Source organism: Fulvimarina fulva (assembly GCF_039652615.1).
Classification (GTDB): Bacteria; Pseudomonadota; Alphaproteobacteria; order Rhizobiales; family Rhizobiaceae; genus Fulvimarina.
Map to the genome: position 1 here is coordinate 50,425 of NZ_JBDJAC010000009.1, position 18,067 is coordinate 68,491.

Consider the following 18,067-nt stretch of genomic DNA (forward strand, 5'->3'; position numbering starts at 1 on the left):
GTGAACGGTCAGGTCACACTCGATGTGGGAGGATGGGAGCAGTGGTCGAAACCGCGTTACGAGGCGGCCGAGACGACGCGGTTACGTCCCCGGGATTTCGCCTCGTACAGGCGCTTGTCGGCAATGTTCATGATCTTGCGCATATCCCTGCCATCGTCCGGGATTGACGCAACCCCGATGCTGGTCGTGAACCTGATCGTATGGCCGTTCGCGTTCAGCTCGGCCGCCTCGACGATACGGCGCAATTTTTCCGCCGCGCGAACAGCGTCGCCGTGAGAGGTATCGTGCAGCAGCACGCAAAATTCCTCTCCGCCATGGCGAAACGCATCGTCGTTCAAGCGGAGATTCTGGGTCAGGATCGCCGAAACCAGCTGCAGCGCGTCGTCGCCTGCCTCGTGCCCATAGGTATCGTTGATCGTCTTGAAAAAATCGAGGTCGAGAAGAAGGATGCCGCACGGGGTGCCAGATCGCAGATTGCGCGCCAATTCCTCTTCGAGCCGGCCATACAGGTAGGATCGATTGCCGAGCCCGGTCAAAGCGTCGGTATTGGCCCTTTGTCTCAGCGCCTCTTCAGCCTGGGCTCTCGAGGCTTCGTAGACATAGGAAAAACCGAAGATGCACAGCGCGACTCCGGCGACATTGAGAAGCGCGCGGCTGTTCCCGGTATCAGGGTCGTGTCCGAAGCGAAAATAGTAAAGGACCAAGGCGATAAGCAGAAACGTCACGGACATGACGCCGCCCAAAGCCCGTCCGAGCAGCATATGCGACAGGATCGGAATGAGGAGGACCCAGGCAAATACCGAGGGCGATGCCTGCGGCGTCGCGATAATGAACATCATCACGGTATTGAAGAGCGTCAGGTAGACCAGCGCCCATACGATGAGCCGCTTGGTCTTTTTCGTGATCGGAATCAGGCCAATCGCCAGGACGGTCATGGCGAGTTCCGCCGCCACCGCAACAAAGTTCTCATTTTGATAGTTGAGGAAAGAAAAAGTGGCACCGAAAACGGCGGTAAAAACTAAAAGGCCGCGCAATACGACACGACGGGAAAAGTCGATCGAGTCGAACAGACTCGCAGTCCTTGACAGTTTTTGGCGCAATGGGGACCCTCAAACCCAATAGACCGCGCTCATAGCGGCAGGCATGTCTGTTTGTCGACATGACGCTGGGTAGCTTTTCTGAGAAATTTGGGATTATGCGTGATTCGTCTTTTTTCGTACAAACCGGTACGCCTTCGTCAGGCGCCCGACGATGCAGGGTGATCCGGGACAAAACTCGGTCGGATTTGACAGCAGAACGGCCAGCGCGAATGCGGCGTCGCGACACGGGGCATAGGAACCATCCTGATACGGCCCTTGCCCATCGGCGCAGGAACCCCTTATCTCGCTGTCATGAGCAAGATCGGCGACAATAAGCGACCCGCGCCCACCAAGGCGGCCAACCGCGAACCCTTCAGGCGTTCGCTCGCGAACACGCTTCGCGCGATCGCGGGCGACAGCGAATTGGAGGTCACGTTCTCGGCCGATCGGCCGGGACTTGCCGGCAATTCGGCCCGCCTGCCGGAGCTGCCGAAACGGGCCACCTCGAACGATGTTGCCGTCACACGCGGGGTCGCCGATGCGATGGCGCTGCGCCGGGCCCGGCATGACCCGAAGCTCCACGCCAGGCTGTCCCCGGAAGGCCAGAGCGCCCGCGCGATCTATGATTCGGTCGAGCAGGCGCGCTGCGAGGCGATCGGCGCGAATGCGATGCCGGGCGTCGGCGACAATCTGGCCTCCATGCTGGAGGACAAATACGCCCGTTCGAACCTCACCGAAGTCACCGATCGCAACGAAGCGCCGATGGAAGATGCCGTCGCGCTGTTGGTGCGCGAGGCGATGACCGGCCGTCCCGTGCCGCCAAGCGCGCAAGCTCTCGTCGACGTCTGGCGCGAGACGATCACGGAAAAGGTCGGCACGCGGTTCGCCAATCTGGCCGGGCACGCTGAAGATCAGGAAGCTTTCGCCCGCGCGATCCGCGATGTCCTCGTCTCCCTTGAAATGGCCGAAGAACTGGCCGAGCCCGAGCAGTCGGATGAAGACGAGGACGACAACGAGGACGAGAAAGGCGACAATCAGGTTCGCGATCAGGAGGAAGGCGGAGCCGAGAAGGAGGACGGCTCCGAGGACAGCCAGACCGAGGAAACCGAGAACGAGGGCGAGAACGACGAGACCTCCGAGGCCGAGGATTCCGAGGTCACGTCTGACGACGACGTTGCCGAAGGCGAGGAAACCTCCGAGACACCCGGCGAGGCCCGGCGACCCGAGCCGAAGGATCTCGATCCCCTCCAGAAGATCGAATACGAGGTCTATAGCCGGTCCTTCGACGAGGAAATCGGCGCGGAAGAGCTTTGCGACGAGGCCGAACTCGACCGGCTGCGCGGCTTTCTCGACAAACAACTGACCAGCCTTCAGGGCGTGGTCGGTCGGCTCGCAAACCGGCTTCAGCGTCGCCTGATGGCGCAGCAGAATCGCTCCTGGGACTTCGATCTCGAAGAGGGCTATCTCGACACGGCGCGTCTCACGCGCATCGTCATCGATCCCATGCAGTCGCTTTCCTACAAGATGGAGCGCGACACCGAATTCCGCGACACCATCGTTTCTCTGCTGATCGACAATTCCGGCTCCATGCGTGGCCGGCCGATCACCGTCGCCGCCACCTGCGCCGACATTCTCGCCCGCACGCTGGAGCGCTGCGGCGTGAAGGTGGAGGTGCTCGGCTTCACGACACGGGCCTGGAAGGGCGGGCAGTCGCGCGAGGCGTGGCTCAAGGCCGGCAAGCCGCCGCGTCCGGGCCGCCTCAACGATCTTCGCCATATCATCTACAAGAGCGCGGATGCGCCGTGGCGCCGCGCCCGGCGCAATCTCGGCCTGATGATGCGCGAAGGGCTGCTAAAGGAAAACATCGACGGCGAAGCGCTCATCTGGGCTCACTCGCGCCTCAACAAGCGCCCCGAGCAGAGGCGCATCCTAATGGTGATCTCCGACGGCGCGCCGGTCGACGATTCCACGCTGTCGGTGAATTCCGGCAATTTCCTCGAACGGCATTTGCGGGCCGTGATCGACGAGATCGAGCAACGCTCGTCCGTGGAGCTTCTCGCAATCGGCATCGGCCACGACGTAACGCGCTACTATCGCCGCGCCGTGACCATCGTCGATGCCGAGGAACTCGCCGGCGCGATGACCGAGCAGCTCGCCGCGCTCTTCGAGGATGAGGGAACCGGCGTCCAGTCGACCTATCGGCGGCGAGCAGGGTAGGTATGCGTTCGGAACCGGCGGAAACTTGCTATCCTTCGGGAACCCGGCAGGTGCGTCCTGATTGAAGGGATGCCGCTGCCGGCCCACACGTCGGTGCATCGGCGCTGATCGTCTGGATTCGAAAGTCGCCGCCATGCCCCTCCTTCGCATCGACATGCTCGAAGGCCGCTCCGATACGGAACTGAAGACACCTCTCGACACCATTCAGGACTGCGTGGTCGAAGCGTTCGGCGTACCGAAGACCGATCGGTACCAGATCGTCCACGAGCACAAGCCGGGCCGAATGATTTTCCTCGACACCGGTCTCGGTCTCGAGCGATCGGATCGCATGATCTCGATCCAGTTCTTGACCAGCCCGCGCACCCATGTCGAGAAGATCAAGGTCTACGAGCTCCTGTCCCAGAAGCTCAATGAAGCCTGCGGTCTCGATCCGGACGATCTCCTCATCTCCGTCTTCACCAACCGGGAAGAGGACTGGAGTTTTGCGGGTGGCAAAGCCCAGTATGTAACGGGCCGACTGCCCTGATCGCTTCAAATTCGCAGCAAGGCGAGCCATGACGGCTATCATTATCATCCCGCGCAGCCGTCGCAGCTTTTCAAGCCGTGCGACGGCGCTCGTCGCCGCATTTTTCGGACTGGCGCTCTTGTCATCGAGCGCTCTGGCGGAGCCGGTGACGATCACCGCCAAATCCATTCCGGCCTTTCGTGCCGACTCGGACAGAACCCACTTCGGCGATCTGAAATTCGTGGGCGGCTTTTCCTTCACAGGATCGAGCCGCCACGTCGCCGGGCTGTCCGGGCTCGTCGTAGGCGATGGCGGCACGTCGTTTCTGGCCGTCACCGACTACGGCTACTGGATCTCGGGCCGGATCGCGCGGGACGAGAGCGGCGTGCCAAGCGGGCTTGTCGATGTGGACGTTTCGCCCATGAGAGGGCCGGATGGCCGACCGCTGACGGGCAAGATCAAGGCCGATGCGGAAGGGCTTGCCCGGCGCGGCGATCAGGCGGTCGTCTCTTTCGAACGTGCCCCACGTATTCTCGACTATCCCGTTGATCCGTCGATCAGCTTGGCAATTCCCAGAGAACGTCCGCAACCGATCCCGAACCGTGAACTACGGGCCAATCAAGGCCTCGAAGCGCTCGCCGCCTCGCCGCCTGGCTCTCCGCTGCAAGGCGCTCTGGTAACCGTTGCCGAGGGTTCGATCGACAGAAAGGGCAATCTCTTCGCAGCCATCGTCGACGGCCCGCATAGGGGCGTTTTCAAGATCGCAAAGGACGAGAAGTGGAATGTCTCCGACGCGGACTTTCTGCCGGATGGCGACCTTCTTCTTTTGGAACGTCGTTACGAAGGCATCTTCGGCGGGCTCGGCGTCCGTCTGAGACGCATCGATGGTCGGGCGATCAAGCCGGGCGCTCTCTTGGACGGCCCTGTCATCTTCGAAGCGAATCTTTCAGAAGAGATCGATAATATGGAAGGCCTCAGCGTCTGGCAGGACGCGCAAGGGGTGACACGGCTCACCCTCAACTCGGATGACAATGGTTCGTTCTTCCAGAGGAACCTGCTTCTCGAATTCATCCTGACCGACAAAAAAGCCGGGCTCTAAAAACCCGGCTTTTTCTGCTGTAGGCGAGATTGGGTCCGGCTTTAAGCCGTCACCTGCCGGGCAGGCAGGATCTGCCCGATGATGATCCGGTACGGCACAAGCGCGACGGCTGCGATCAACAGTTTCAGCCCCATGTCGCCCAGAGCCCAGGAAATCCAGCGCGGAGCCTCGGTCGCCATGACGCCGAAAAGCGGGCCGGATTCGAGGGCGAAACCATCATTAGGGCCGAAAAAGAAGAAGATCGGCGCGAAGGCGATGCCGAAGAAGACCAGCGTATCGACCACCGAACCCGAAAACGAGGACGCTGCCGGGGCGCGCCACCAGCGATCCTGCCGCAGCTTGTTGAAGACGAAGATGTCGAGCAGCTGGGCGATGAGGAATGCCGACCCCGAAGCCAAGGCAATGCGCGAGATCCGCGCAGCGCCCGTCGAATAGGGAATGAGCCCCAGATGGAAGAGAACTGTGGGCACGATGATGGAGCACAGGACTGCGGTCGCAAAGCCGGTATAGACCACGCGCCGCGCTATCTTCGGCCCATAGAGCCGATTGGTCAGGTCCGTCACCAGAAAGGCGAACGGATAGACGAAAGCGCCGTATGTCAGGAGGTCCGCGAGATTGAGCGAGCCGACCTGGATAAACATCGGATACTGAACCGCGACATTTGCGGCGAGCACGATGAGGGTCATCGCCAGAACGGCGAGCCAATGGGTCTTCAGGAACTGCATTTTTTTAACCTGGGTGATGGAACCAGAGGATGGACGCCCAGTGGATCGAGACCACAAGGCGAAATGAAACGCCGCGTCGGATCACTCCGCCACGGCGCATGCATTCATGAAGGAAGCGAGATCGGCTTTAGGCCGCGGCTTCCGACGTCTCGGAGAGCTTCTTCGAGATCTGGCGCTTCAGAAGCTTGGCGCGCTGGGACAGCTCGTTTTCGCTCGACTTCATGAGAAAAGCGTCGAGGCCGCCGCGGTGCTCGACCGAGCGCAGCGCATGGGCCGAAACCCTGAGGCGGTAACGCTGGCCGAGAGCATCGGAAATCAGCGTGACGCTGCACAGGTTCGGCAAAAAGCGGCGGCGCGTCTTGTTGTTCGCGTGGGACACGTTGTTCCCGGACATGACGCCCTTGCCGGTGAGTTCGCAGACGCGAGACATGGGTTCACCTTCTCTATAGGTCTGAACGCCCGTCACACCCGCGCCGTCGAATTCGACGCGAACCATGCTGACGGGCATGATCGGAAAATTGGGTTTGGCTATAGTCGCCAAGGCTTGACGCGTCAAGCCGAGCGAGACGTCTTGCGAGCAAAGGCGCGAAACCATGGCCGGACCACCAGAATACGCGTCTGGATTTTCTTCGGCCAGCGATTAACATACCCGCAAGGCGAACAACCGATAAACACACGATCGCGTCATTATCCTTCGCGCGCCACCGCCACAAATTTTGGTCGCCAGAGATCGGGAGCCGTTCCAATCACCGTGACCAACAGGACATATCCGGCGCGGCAAGCGGAGAGGACCAACCGCCTGACCGTGCAAAGCGTCCGGTTCGCCTTCGTGGCACTGGGTATGGCGACGGTCACCGCTTCGACGATCCCTGCCCTCGCACAGTCCGGCCCTCAAACCGCGTCGGAAGCGCTCGCCCCCTACGATCCTCCGCCGACCGAAACCTCGACCCGATATCTCGATGCCGTCGAAAACCGGGGGCTGCAGGCTCGCATCCAATATCTTCACCCCGACAGCGAATTGGACGCGGACCTTTCGCGCTTTGACAGCGAAGACGACACCTCCGGCAATTCGTCCGAAGCGGCGCGGTACACAGCCATCGCCGTTCTGATCGCCATCCTGCTGTTCCTCGGCTTCTTCGTCTGGACCCGGCGTGGCTCATTTCTCGACCGGGCCGGTCCAAGACCGCAGACTCGCGTGAGCCCGGACCGGCAAGACGCCCCCTCCCACGACGACCCCGACATCGATCGGGACTTCATCGCCCGGCTTCGATCGGAGACCGATCCGAGGGTGGGTCTGCGCAAGGTCCTCCAGCGTTTTCTGGCGCTCGCGGCGAGCGACAACGAAATCGTCCTGAAGCGTAGTCTGACAACACGCGAGCTCCTGGAACGCCTTCCCGGCAGCTGGCACCATCGCAGCGCCCTGCAGACCCTTGCGCAACGGGTCGAGCTGGTCGTCTTCGGCGGTCGTGCGATCAGCCGGGAAGATTACGAGGAATGCCTCGATCTCGCAGCGCCATTCCTGAAAAGGACGGAACGATGAGCGCCGCGAGCGGGCCCAGCGGACACCAGGCCGATTCCTCTGGCGCAAGGTCGGGAGCAGGCGAGTCGAAGCAGCCACTCCTGATCCTCGGCGCCGTCATTCTGGTCATCGTCCTCCTCGCCTATTTCGGCAACAGCCGTCCGATCGAGCGAACGGCAATCGGCTTCGGCGGTCTCGAAATCTGGCTGAAGAGCAACGGCTTCGAAGTCGAGGACGTGCTGCAACAGGGCGAGGATGGCTCGCCGACCGTCTTCCGCATCCTCCCGCTCTACGATCCGCAGCCCGGCAATGAAGGGTATGACCTGACAGACGGCCGCGAGGGCGTGGCGGGCGAACTCGTTCCGCGTGCGATGTCCGAAACGGACCTGATCGACAAGCTCGAGGTCGGCCCTGTCCTCGCCATCATGCCCAAATGGCGCGGCGGCATCGTCGGCCGCGGGCGCGCGCACCCGGATCTGCTGGTTCCGGCCCACCTGATCGACATCTTCGATATCGGCGTGAAGCGGCTGTCCGATCTCGGTCTTGCCGATTACGCCGTAAACGGCACGAACTCAGGCCTGACCGTGAATGCGCCGGTGAGCCTTTACGCCGCTCAGGTCTTCACGCCGGGCCCGGACTTCCGCCGATTGTGCGAACCATTGCTGACGCTCGAAGATGCCGGAACGCTTCTCGCCCAGTGCTGGGGCGGCGAGGACAGCATCTACGACCATCCGATCTATGTTTTGTCCGATCCCGATCTTCTGGACAATCACGGGCTCAGGCTCGGCGAGAATGCGGCGGTGGCGCTCACTCTGATCGGGAATCTTGCGGGCGATCAACCGATCTTCATCGACAGGGACGCGGAAGAGTCCCGGGCTGAGGACGCAAGTGGCACGGACCCCCATGTGCGCTCACTTGCCGATCTCAAACGCTTCTTCGTCTATCCGTTCTCCTTCTTCTGGATCGGCGTCGTCGCTCTGACCGGCCTTGCCCTGTGGCGCGGCAGTCGCGGCTTCGGCCGTCCCGTCGACGACGATCCGGCCGAGGCGAGCGATGCGTCCAAGGTCCGAACGATCGAGGCCTCGCAGCGCATCCTGCTTCTTGCCGGGGAAAACCACGCCCTGGTGAGAACCTATGTGGAGGACCGGCTCGAAGCGCTCGCGGGCGCCCTTCTGGGGCCGCACGCGCCGCGCGATGATCAGGGCGGCGTCAAGCCTGCCCTCGACCGGTTCCTGTCGCGCCGGGCGCCAAATCTTGGCGAACGCCTGAACAGCACCTATCAGGCGCTTCGTCACACCACCGAAAACACCATTTCGACGGACCAGATGCGGCAATTGTCCGCCTTCGAAGCCGTCATCGAGGAGATCTGGAATGAATTTGGACGAGCTGCGAGCCCTTCGCGACCGAATCGCCGGTGAAGTCTGCAAGGCGGTGCAAGGGCAGGATGCGATCGTCGAACTGCTCCTCGTTTCCCTGTTTGCACGGGGCCATTGCCTTCTGGAAGGCCCTCCGGGCACGGCGAAGACCCTCTTGGCCCAGAGCCTGTCGGCGGCCGTCTCGCTCGATTTCAAACGTATCCAGTTCACGCCGGACCTGATGCCGGGCGACGTCATCGGCTCGAATATCTACGATTTCGAGGCCCGGCGCTTCGAACTCGTGCGCGGTCCGATCTTTACCGACATCCTGCTCACCGACGAACTCAACCGCGCACCGCCCAAGACGCAGGCAGCGCTCCTGCAGGTCATGACCGAGCACAAGGCGACCATCGACGGAACGGATCATGGCGTCGGCAAAATCTTCTTCGTGGTCGCGACGCAGAACCCGCTGGAACAGCAGGGAACCTATCCGCTCCCCGAAGCCCAGCTCGACCGCTTCCTCTTCAAGCTGCCGCTGGACTTCCCGAGCGAGGAAGACGAGTTCTCGATCCTTCGCCTTCATGCCGGCCAGCCCCTCGATCACGATGCCCGCAAGGCCGCGATCGAGCCTGTCGCATCGCTCGACGAAATCAGGGCTGGCCAGACGCTGATCGACGGCATCCGTCTCGATGACGAAATCCTGCGTTACGTCCTCTCCCTGTCGCGAGCGACCCGCACCGACGTCGATATCGCCTTTGGCGTCTCGACCCGCGCGGCCGACGCCTTGTGTGGCGCGGTGCGGGCGAAAGCTGCGCTCGATGGCCGGGACTATGCGATCCCTGACGATGTGAAGGAGCTTTTCCTGCCCGTCATGCGCCATCGTATCGTCCTCAGCCCCACCGCCGAGATCGAGGGCCGCAGCCCGGATGCTGTGCTTGAAGCCATTCTCGACCAGGTGGCAGTGCCGCGCTGATGCGACCCTCGCGCCGCCTGCTTCTGATCGCCAGCCTTATCGCGCTCTTCTCGCTCGGCGTGATCGCACTGCCGGCGCTGCCTGCCGACGTGATCCTTGTCACCTGGGCCGTTCTCGTCGCTGTGGTTCTGGTCGATGTCGCGATGACACCGTCTGCGAAGTGCTATCGGCTGGAAGCACCGGACAGCCGGGAGCTTTTCGTCGGCGAGACGGCGGAGCTTGGTTTCGCCCTCGCGCCGCTCACCGCAAAAGCAGAAGGGGAAACGCCGTCGGCCATGCTGCGCATCGCTTGGCCCGCAGGCCTTGCGGGGCCGCAGGATATTGTCCTGTCGCGCAGCGAGGCAGGCCTCTACTCGGGCAAGGTGACCGTCAGGGCCGCGATGCGGGGGCAGCTCGACCTCGTCGAGGTCTCCGCCCTGCGCCTCAGCCGGCTTGGCCTTCTGGAGCTTGTCGCCTTTTACCCCTGCCACACGCGAATGACCGTCGTTCCGAATGTCCGTTCGATCACATCCGGCGCGATCGACGCCGAGATCGCCGCGCAGAGCTTCGGGGAACGCGCGGCGCTCATTCGCGGCCAAGGATCGGAATTTCACCAGCTCCGCGATTTCGTCGCAGGCATGGATACGCGCACGATCGACTACAAGCGCTCCGCCCGCCACGGCGCGCTGGTTGCGCGGGAAATGCGAGCCGAGCGCAACAACAATATCGTGCTGTCGCTCGATAACGGCCATCTGATGCGCGAGGAGATCGACGGGCAGGCGAAGATCGATCACATGATCCACTCCGCGCTTGCGCTCGGCTGGGCCGGTGTTCAGGGCGGCGATCTGGTGGGGCTCTTTGCCTTCGACGCGCGCCCTCGTCTTTTTCTGCCGCCGGGTGGCGGCCGCCGGGCTTTCGCCCAGCTTCGCTCGCGCACCGCCGAGCTTCGCTATCGCAGCGTCGAGACCAACCACACCCTCGCGATGACCCATCTTGGCCAGCGCCTCAACCGGCGCAGCCTCGTCGTTGTCTTTTCCGATTTCGTGGATACCACCACGGCCGAACTTCTCGTCGAAAACGTGCAGGTTCTCGTCAAGCGCCATGTGGTCGTCTTCGTTTCGATCCGCGACCCCCTGCTTGACGCCTATGCCAGACAACTGGCCCGCGGGATCGAGGATGTCGCATCGGCGGTCGCGGCCGCCGGCATCCAGCGCGACCGGCGCATGGTTCTGGAGCGCCTCGGCCGTCTCGGTGTCTTCGTCATCGATACCGACCCGGGCAGGATCACCGCGCAGCTGATCTCCACCTATCTGTCGATCAAGGCAAGGGAACTCATATGACCGCCCGCGCCGACATCATCCGTTCGAGCCGCTTCCGGGAGGAGCGCGAGCACGACTGGCAGCGCCTCGCGGCCATCGTCGAGAAAGGCGAGAAACGCGGCCTGTCTCAGCTCGGCTATGAGGACGCACGCGATCTTGTCCTTCTTTATCGACAGGCGGCGAACTCACTTTCCGTCGCGCGCGAAATCTCGCTCGACAAGGGTGTCATCACCTATCTCGAGAGCCTGTGCGGGCGTGCCTATCTCCTGGTCTACGCACCGGGAGAGAGCCTTCGCGGCCTCGTCACACGGTTCTTCACCCGTTCAGCGCCAAACGCCATTCGCCGATCCTGGCCGATGATCGCGGTGGCCTATGCGCTGATGCTCGGCGGCGCGCTGATCGGCTATCTGCTGACGGCTGAAGACCCGAACTGGTATTACGCGCTCGTTCCGGAAGGTCTCGCGGGCGGACGCGGCCCGCGTGCCAGCGCGGAAACCCTCAAATCCATGCTCTACAGCGATCCAGGTGGCCTCAGCGATCTCGGGGCGTTCGCCACATCCCTGTTCTCGCACAATACGCAGGTCGCCCTCTTTGCCTTCGCGCTCGGCCTTCTTGCCTGCCTGCCGAGCGTTCTCCTTGTTCTCTATAACGGCGCGCTCCTCGGGGCCTTCGTTCAGGTCCATGCGGAAAAGGGGCTCGGGCTCGATGTCTTCGCCTGGCTGTCAATCCACGGCGTGACCGAGATATCCGCCATCTCCATCGCAGCGGCGGGCGGCCTTCTTCTTGGATATGCGGTCCTCTTCCCGGGCGGACGCAGCCGCTCGGCCGCCCTGCGCCAAGCCAGCCGCGATGCGGTGAAACTGGCGATCGTCGCCGCGATCATGCTGATTGCCGCCGGTCTCCTCGAAGGGTTCGGCCGCCAGCTGGTGACCGATCTGTGGGCGCGCGTCGTCATCGGCTGGGCTGTCGGGCTCTGCTGGCTCGTCTGGTTTCTGCGCGCCGGGCGCGGCGTGGACAAAAACGAGCGGTCCGACAAAGAGCGCGAGACGCGCCGATGAGCAAGAACGCCCAGTCTCGCCGCTCGTCCCCGATTCCCTCGATCAAGGCCACCCGCCCAGTTCCGAAGACGAACTCGCCGCGCAAGGTTTCGAGGCCTTCGAAGCAGAATAGGCTTTTCTTCACACCGCCAGAGGGTGTGCGGCTCAGCTTCGACATTGCAAGCATCGGCTCGCGCGCCGGCGCGCAGTTCATCGATCTCGCGATCACCACCGTCGCGACGATCATCATTCTGATCGTTGTCACCTTCGCGTTTCAAGGGAGTGGCAATGCCATCGAGGCGATCGTCGCACTGCTCTTCTTCTTCATCGGCACGCCCTATTACATCGTTTCGGAATTGACGATGAACGGGCGCACCATCGGCAAGAAGATGCTGGGACTGCGAGTGATTTCCCGCGACGGCCTGGGCCTTTCGACCCATCAGATCGTGGTGCGGAACTTGACGAAGGAGGTGGAGGTCTTCCTGCCCGTCGGCTTCCTGCTCGGCGGCGCGGCCGACAGCGTCTGGATCGTCGTTCCGATGCTCGTCTGGATCATCTTCGTTTTCGTGGTGCCCGCGCGAAACCGCTACAATCAGCGCATCGGCGACATCGCCGCCTGCACGGCCGTCATCCTCGATCCGCGCCCACTGCTTCTGCCGGATATCGCCCGCGAGGTGGGTGCGACGGCCCGCGAGCGCTTCGTTTTCACATCCGCCCAGCTCGACGCTTACGGTGCCTACGAACTTCAGGTTCTGGAGCGCCTTTTGCGCGGCGAAGAGGTTGCGAAGCATCGCAAGGAAAGCGATGCAATGGCAAAGGTCGGCGCACGGATCAGGGCCAAGATCGGCTATGACGAGGCCGTCACGCCGGACAAGGAAAGAGAATTTCTTCAAAGTTTTTACGTTGCGCAACGGAACTATCTTGAGCAGAAGAAGCTCATGGGCGATTCCCGCACCGACAAATTCCATAACGCCACCAGGAGCGATAGCGGCAAAGTCGCAAACTCCTGACACTTCCCAAGCGGCAATGAAGCCCGGCCGCGCGGCTTGAGCGGGCCGGAGACGACCGCGAAAAGGAGATTTCAATGACCATCGACTCGCCCGAACCCGCCAAGCCGAGTTTTGGTGTCGGCAACTGTATCGGAGAAACATTTTCGATCTTCAGCAGCCGCTTCGGCATTTTCGCAGGTATCGGCATCGTCTGCGGCCTGATCACGCAGATCCCGAGCCTTGTTGCCCTCGGCACCGTCTCGACCATCGAACAATCCTTCGATCCGGCGACGAGCGCGGCGGTCGGCAACATCATGATCGACTCTCCGTTGATTTACGGTCTCGTCTTCATCCTTCTTCCGATCATTCTGTATGCGCTCATGACCGGCATGCTCACCCTTGCGGCCTATGACGCGAAGACCGGCCGAGCACCCAGCATGGCGCGATACATCGCGGCAGCTATCAAACAGGCGATCTGGCTGGTCATTCTGACGATCTTCGTCACGCTCATGTTCGGCGTCGGTTTTGCCCTGTTTATCGTACCGGGCGTCTGGCTTCTCGGCGTTCTCGGCCCCTATGTCCCCGTTCTCATGATCGAGAAGCTCGGCTTTCGGACGCTCGGCCGCACGGCGCAACTGACGAAAGACTATCGCTGGCCGATCGTCGGCTTTCTCGCCCTCATCTATATCGTCGTCATCGTCGGCAGTTTTCTCGTCGGCTTCGTCGGCCTGATCCTGCCGGTTTTTGCACTCTTCCTGCTTCAGGGTGCCATCTCTGGCCTGACGACAGCGATTTTCTCGATCTCGACGGCCGTTGCCTATGCGCGCCTTCGCGAGATCAAGGAAGGCGTCGGCTTCGACGATCTGGCGGACGTGTTCGCCTAGAGCATGATGCCGAAAAGTTGCATGACTTTTCGGATTACATCATGCGGAAAAACAAAGGCTTAGAGCGGAATGCCGACCCAGACTTATCGCATTTCGATCTAAAGTTAACTGGTCAGCAGTTCGACAAGGTCGCCGCGCTCGTCGCAGAGCACGTCGATCACATCGAGATGGTGCCGGCCGGGGATTTCGAGGCCTCGCGTCCTCAATCCGAAGCCGCACCACACATTGGGAAGCAACGCATTCTGCCGGCGCAGTTCAGGCAATTCGTCCGCTCCTGCGACGCAGATCAGTTCGGCGCCAAGCCGGGGTTCGAGCAACGCCGGGCTCTCCGCCCGTGCCGTCTGAATATCAAGACCCAGCACGTCGTTCATCGCGGTGCGCATGATGGGGCGAAGATCGTGCAGCCCGCTGATCGACACCACCCGGTCGATCCGCTCCGCCGTCGATGCCGCGACCGGCGCATCCTCGCAGATCATCCGCGCCGCCAGATGCCCGCCAGCCGAATGACCGGACAGGCGGATCGGCCCGGCAACGCGCCCCGCCACGTGGTCGAGGCAGGCCCCGATTTCCCGCGTGATCTCGGGGATCGTCGCATCAGGGCAAAGCGTATATTCCGGCAGCGCCACGGCATAATCGCGCGCCAGAGATCCGCTCGCGAAATGGGAAAAGCTCTCCACATCCTGTGACTTCCAGTAGCCACCATGGATGAAGACCACGAGGCCCTTTGCTTCGCCTTCCGGGTGAAACAGGTCGTAGCGCTGGCGAGGCCGCGAGCCGCAGGATATTCCGATATCCGCCCTTTTCGCTTCAACCAGGCGATCGCGGAAGGCCGCAGCATCCGCCTGCCAGCGCGAGACGATGGCCCCGGCATCGGCAACCGCCGCACGGTTGTCGTAGGCGGCGTCGAAATCTACGACGACCTCGCCTCTCGCGATCCAGGTTTCCTCGCTCAGTCGGGCCATGTCGTTTCACTCCTCATACATGCAGGAATCGGTCCTTGATCTCCGGCGTCGCCTTCAGTTCCTCCGTCGTCCCGGTCCAGGCGATCCGGCCCTTCTCGATCACCACATGCCGGTCGGCGAAACGGGCCAGCGCATCGACATTCTTGTCGATGACGAGGATCGCATCGCCGGCATGTTTGATGGCTTCGAGGCATTGCCAGATCTCGGCCCGCACCAGAGGGGCAAGCCCCTCCGTCGCCTCGTCAAGGACGACGAGACGCGGATTGGTCATCAGCGCCCGGCCAATGGCGAGCATCTGCTGCTCTCCTCCCGAAAGCTGGCTACCCAGATTGCGGCGACGGGCCTTCAGGGATGGAAACAGGCTGTAGACGGAGGCGAGTGTCCATTTCGCGGCGCCCTTCACCCCGCGCCTCTCGGTCGCGACGAGATTCTCTTCCACGGTCAGCGTAGGAAAGATCCGGCGCCCCTCCGGCACGAGACCCAGCCCCTTCTGCGCGATGGCATGGGGCGGCTTGCCGGCGACATCCTCCCCGTCGATCAAGATGCGGCCACTGACCGGCTTCAACAGGCCGAAGATCGACTTGACGGTCGTCGTCTTGCCCATGCCGTTGCGGCCAAGAAGCGTGACCACCTCGCCCGCGCCGACAAAGAGGTCGACGCCGAACAGAATGCGGCTATCGCCATAGGAGGCGTTCAGATTCTCCACCGTGAGCATCAGGCGGCCTCTTCTTCACCGAGATAGGCGGCGCGAACGGCAAGATCGTCGCGAACCTCGGCTGGCGTCCCGCTGGCGATGATCTTGCCATAGACAAGAACGCTCACCCGGTCGGCCAGAGCGAAGACGGCTTCCATATCGTGCTCGACGAGAATGATGGTATGCGTGGTCTTCAGCTCCCGCATCAGCGTCACAAGCGAGGCCGATTCTTCATGGCTCGTACCCGCCAGCGGCTCATCGAGCAGAAGAAGCCCTGCGCCTGTCGCCAGCGCAATGGCAATCTCAAGCTGGCGCTTCTCGCCATGGGAAAGGTTCGCCGCGATCCGGTCGGCGCGATCGGTGAGGTTTACCCGCGCCAGCGCCTCCATCGCCTCGGCGTTCAATTCGGCTTCCGAAGCTGCGCGGGCAAAGAACCGAAAGCTCGATCCAGAGCGCGCCTGGACGGCGAGAGCGACATTTTCCAGAACCGAAAAGCCTTCCAGGATGGAGGTGATCTGGAAGGACCGCGCAAGACCGAGCCGCACGCGGTCAGCCATCGAGCGCGTGGTGATATCCGCGCCGTCGAGAAAAATCCGGCCGCTATCGCTTTTCAATTGGCCAGAAAGCTGATGGATCAGCGTCGTCTTGCCGGCCCCGTTCGGACCGATAACGGCGTGAAGCTCGCCCTTCGGCACAGACATCGAGACATCGTCCGTCACGCATAGCGCGCCGAACGACTTGCGGAGGCTTTCAATCCTGAGAAGCGGCTGATCGGTCATGTCTACGCGCCTTTGAACAGGCGTTTCGCCGCGCCCGCGATGCCACCACGGGTAAAGAGCGCGAGACAGACGATCAGCACGCCGAGGATGAGCTTCCAGTGCTGCCAGAGGTTTGCCAGCCATTCCTCGGCAAGTAACAAGGCAATGGCTCCCGCGATCGGCCCGACGAGCGTTCCCATGCCACCGATCACCACCATGACGATGAGTTCGCCCGAGCGCTGCCAGTTCATATAGGCGGGCGAGACGAACTCCGTCTGATTGGCAAGGAAGACGCCAGCCAGCGCGGCGATGGCGCCGGAGACGACATAGGCGGTCAGCTGGTAGGGATAGGGCGAAAAGCCGATGGCCTCAATGCGCGTGGCGTTGTCGCGCGTGCCCCGCAGCACCCGGCCAAAACGCGATGCGACCATGGCGCGGAGCACGAAAAAGACGATCACCAGCAAGGCGAGCACCACGTAGAACAGCGCAAGGTCGCTTTCCAGAAGATCGCTGCCGAAGACCATCGAGCGGTTCCACAGCGTCATGCCGTCATCGCCGCCATAGGCGGACAGCGAGATCATGAAGAAATAGGCCATCTGCCCGAAGGCAAGCGTGATCATGATGAAGTAGACGCCGCTCGTCCGCAGCGAGATGGCACCCGTCACGAAAGCGAAGAGCGATGCTGCGAGGAGAGCGACGGGTATCTGGATCAGAAGATCCTCGACACCGTGGCTCGCCAGGATCGCGACCGAATAGGCTCCGATGCCGAGAAAGGCCGCATGGCCGAAGGAGACCATCGCGCCGAAGCCAAGCACCAGATCGAGCGCGAGGGCGGCCAGCGCGAAGACCATGATCCGCGTCGCCGTCACGATGAGGAACGGGTCGTCAAGGGCGCTCGCCAGCAGCGGCAGAAGCGCCAGCACCAAGAAAATGATCGCTCCCGCGATCGCGGCTCCTTGCCGTGAGATGATACCGAAGCGGCGGCGTGTCGCGACCACCGGCCCGGCCATATCCTCGTCCTTTCGCGGTGCGCTTACAGTCATCGTGCGGAAGCCCGCGCCGGAAAGAGGCCGGACGGCCGCACGAAAAGCACCACGGCCATCAGAATGTAGATCAGCATCGGCGCGAGCGTCCGGCCCGCCTGCCCCGCGGCCGAAGCGTCCATCACCGAGCGCAGCAGGATCGGCCCAAAGGTCCGCCCGAGCGTATCGACGAGCCCGACGAGGATGGCGGCAACGAAAGCCCCACGGACCGAGCCGACGCCGCCGATTACGATGACGACGAAGGTAAGAATGAGAATGGAGTCTCCCATGCCGGGTTCGACGGAGAGGATCGGCGCGACCATGGCACCGGCAAAGCCCGCGAGCATCGCGCCAAGACCGAAGACGAGCATGAAGAGGCGCTTGATATCGACGCCGAGCGCGGACACCATCGGCCCATCGCTGGCCCCGGCTCGCAGCAGCATCCCCGTACGTGTGTGATTGACGAGAAGATAGAGGCCGAGCGCCGTCGCGAGCCCCGCGACAATGATGGCGATGCGAAAGACCGGATATTGCACGAAGCCGATCAGCGGCACCGAACCCGACAGGATCTCCGGGATCGGCACGCTCGTCGGCGCCGCGCCCCAGATCATCTTCACCCCCTCGTTGAGGATCAGGATCAGGCCGAAGGTCGCAAGGACCTGATCGAGATGATCGCGCTCGTAGAGTCTTCGGAAGATGAGGAATTCGAGCATTATGCCGAAGGCCAGCGCCGCCGGGAGCGCGATCGCAAGCCCCAGAAAGAAATCCCCGGTCATCGCGGTGAACATCGCCACGAAATAGGCGCCGACCATGTAGAGGACGCCGTGGGCGAGATTGATCAGGTCCATGATCCCGAAGATCAGCGTCAGCCCGGCGGCAACGAGAAAGAGGAGCACGCCGAACTGGATGCCGTTCAAGGCTTGCAGGAGGAAGAGGTTGAACATCAGTTGT

At 62.4% G+C, this 18,067-nt stretch carries 18 protein-coding genes; 10 read left to right on the top strand and 8 right to left on the bottom strand.

The window, feature by feature from the left end; genetic code table 11:
- Positions 1 to 56: 56 nt before the first annotated feature.
- Positions 57 to 1,100, bottom strand: a complete 1,044-nt coding sequence (locus ABDX79_RS13450) for a GGDEF domain-containing protein (RefSeq protein WP_346220818.1) — start codon at positions 1,098 to 1,100, stop codon at positions 57 to 59.
- A 291-nt stretch (positions 1,101 to 1,391) separates the two neighbouring features.
- On the opposite strand from ABDX79_RS13450, the gene cobT reads away from it, so the two are divergent.
- The 3 genes from cobT (at position 1,392) to ABDX79_RS13465 (ending at position 4,900) form a co-directional block, all read left to right on the top strand.
- Complete coding sequence (gene cobT / locus ABDX79_RS13455) at positions 1,392 to 3,296, top strand: cobaltochelatase subunit CobT (protein ID WP_346220908.1); 1,905 nt, start codon at positions 1,392 to 1,394, stop codon at positions 3,294 to 3,296.
- Between the two features lie 133 nt (positions 3,297 to 3,429).
- Positions 3,430 to 3,822: a tautomerase family protein gene (locus ABDX79_RS13460; protein WP_346220819.1), complete on the top strand. Its 393-nt coding sequence runs from the start codon at positions 3,430 to 3,432 to the stop codon at positions 3,820 to 3,822.
- Between the two features lie 28 nt (positions 3,823 to 3,850).
- Positions 3,851 to 4,900 carry an esterase-like activity of phytase family protein gene (locus ABDX79_RS13465; RefSeq protein WP_346220820.1) on the top strand — a complete coding sequence of 350 codons (1,050 nt, stop codon included), beginning with the start codon at positions 3,851 to 3,853 and terminating at the stop codon, positions 4,898 to 4,900.
- Positions 4,901 to 4,941: 41 nt separating this feature from the next.
- Here ABDX79_RS13465 and ABDX79_RS13470 read toward each other — a convergent pair whose 3' ends face one another.
- Together ABDX79_RS13470 and rpmB are read right to left on the bottom strand one after the other, a co-directional pair.
- Positions 4,942 to 5,625: a queuosine precursor transporter gene (locus ABDX79_RS13470; RefSeq protein WP_346220821.1), complete on the bottom strand. Its 684-nt coding sequence runs from the start codon at positions 5,623 to 5,625 to the stop codon at positions 4,942 to 4,944.
- Between the two features lie 127 nt (positions 5,626 to 5,752).
- Positions 5,753 to 6,055 carry a 50S ribosomal protein L28 gene (rpmB, locus tag ABDX79_RS13475; protein WP_346220909.1) on the bottom strand — a complete coding sequence of 101 codons (303 nt, stop codon included), beginning with the start codon at positions 6,053 to 6,055 and terminating at the stop codon, positions 5,753 to 5,755.
- Between the two features lie 321 nt (positions 6,056 to 6,376).
- Here rpmB and ABDX79_RS13480 point away from each other — a divergent pair, with 321 nt between their 5' ends.
- From ABDX79_RS13480 to ABDX79_RS13510, 7 genes are all read left to right on the top strand, one after another.
- Complete coding sequence (locus tag ABDX79_RS13480) at positions 6,377 to 7,165, top strand: DUF4129 domain-containing protein (protein WP_346220822.1); 789 nt, start codon at positions 6,377 to 6,379, stop codon at positions 7,163 to 7,165.
- On the top strand, positions 7,162 to 8,562 hold the full coding sequence (locus ABDX79_RS13485) for a hypothetical protein (protein ID WP_346220823.1): 1,401 nt from the start codon (positions 7,162 to 7,164) through the stop codon (positions 8,560 to 8,562). Before ABDX79_RS13480 ends, ABDX79_RS13485 begins: the two co-directional genes overlap by 4 nt.
- The gene (locus ABDX79_RS13490; protein ID WP_346220824.1) at positions 8,516 to 9,472 is read left to right on the top strand and encodes an AAA family ATPase; all 957 of its coding nucleotides are present in this window, start codon (positions 8,516 to 8,518) and stop codon (positions 9,470 to 9,472) included. Before ABDX79_RS13485 ends, ABDX79_RS13490 begins: the two co-directional genes overlap by 47 nt.
- The gene (locus ABDX79_RS13495) at positions 9,472 to 10,791 is read left to right on the top strand and encodes a DUF58 domain-containing protein (RefSeq protein WP_346220825.1); all 1,320 of its coding nucleotides are present in this window, start codon (positions 9,472 to 9,474) and stop codon (positions 10,789 to 10,791) included. Before ABDX79_RS13490 ends, ABDX79_RS13495 begins: the two co-directional genes overlap by 1 nt.
- On the top strand, positions 10,788 to 11,828 hold the full coding sequence (locus ABDX79_RS13500) for a stage II sporulation protein M (protein WP_346220826.1): 1,041 nt from the start codon (positions 10,788 to 10,790) through the stop codon (positions 11,826 to 11,828). The genes ABDX79_RS13495 and ABDX79_RS13500 overlap by 4 nt, the downstream gene beginning before the upstream one ends.
- Positions 11,825 to 12,817, top strand: coding sequence for an RDD family protein (locus ABDX79_RS13505; protein ID WP_346220827.1), 993 nt, complete (start codon positions 11,825 to 11,827; stop codon positions 12,815 to 12,817). The genes ABDX79_RS13500 and ABDX79_RS13505 overlap by 4 nt, the downstream gene beginning before the upstream one ends.
- 74 nt (positions 12,818 to 12,891) lie before the next feature.
- Complete coding sequence (locus ABDX79_RS13510; RefSeq protein ID WP_346220828.1) at positions 12,892 to 13,680, top strand: hypothetical protein; 789 nt, start codon at positions 12,892 to 12,894, stop codon at positions 13,678 to 13,680.
- A 104-nt stretch (positions 13,681 to 13,784) separates the two neighbouring features.
- Here the strand turns inward: ABDX79_RS13510 and ABDX79_RS13515 are convergent, their stop codons facing one another.
- Genes ABDX79_RS13515 through ABDX79_RS13535 form a run of 5 tightly spaced genes read right to left on the bottom strand, consistent with a single transcriptional unit; the run spans position 13,785 to position 18,060 of the window.
- Positions 13,785 to 14,642: an alpha/beta hydrolase gene (locus ABDX79_RS13515; RefSeq protein WP_346220829.1), complete on the bottom strand. Its 858-nt coding sequence runs from the start codon at positions 14,640 to 14,642 to the stop codon at positions 13,785 to 13,787.
- 13 nt (positions 14,643 to 14,655) lie between these two features.
- Positions 14,656 to 15,357 (bottom strand): ABC transporter ATP-binding protein, encoded by a 702-nt coding sequence (locus ABDX79_RS13520; RefSeq protein WP_346220830.1) that lies wholly within the window; start codon positions 15,355 to 15,357, stop codon positions 14,656 to 14,658.
- Positions 15,357 to 16,115, bottom strand: coding sequence for an ABC transporter ATP-binding protein (locus tag ABDX79_RS13525; protein ID WP_346220831.1), 759 nt, complete (start codon positions 16,113 to 16,115; stop codon positions 15,357 to 15,359). Before ABDX79_RS13525 ends, ABDX79_RS13520 begins: the two co-directional genes overlap by 1 nt.
- Positions 16,116 to 16,117: 2 nt before the next feature.
- Positions 16,118 to 17,137, bottom strand: a complete 1,020-nt coding sequence (locus ABDX79_RS13530) for a branched-chain amino acid ABC transporter permease (RefSeq protein WP_346220832.1) — start codon at positions 17,135 to 17,137, stop codon at positions 16,118 to 16,120.
- Complete coding sequence (locus ABDX79_RS13535; RefSeq protein ID WP_346220833.1) at positions 17,134 to 18,060, bottom strand: branched-chain amino acid ABC transporter permease; 927 nt, start codon at positions 18,058 to 18,060, stop codon at positions 17,134 to 17,136. Before ABDX79_RS13535 ends, ABDX79_RS13530 begins: the two co-directional genes overlap by 4 nt.
- Positions 18,061 to 18,067: the final 7 nt, after the last annotated feature.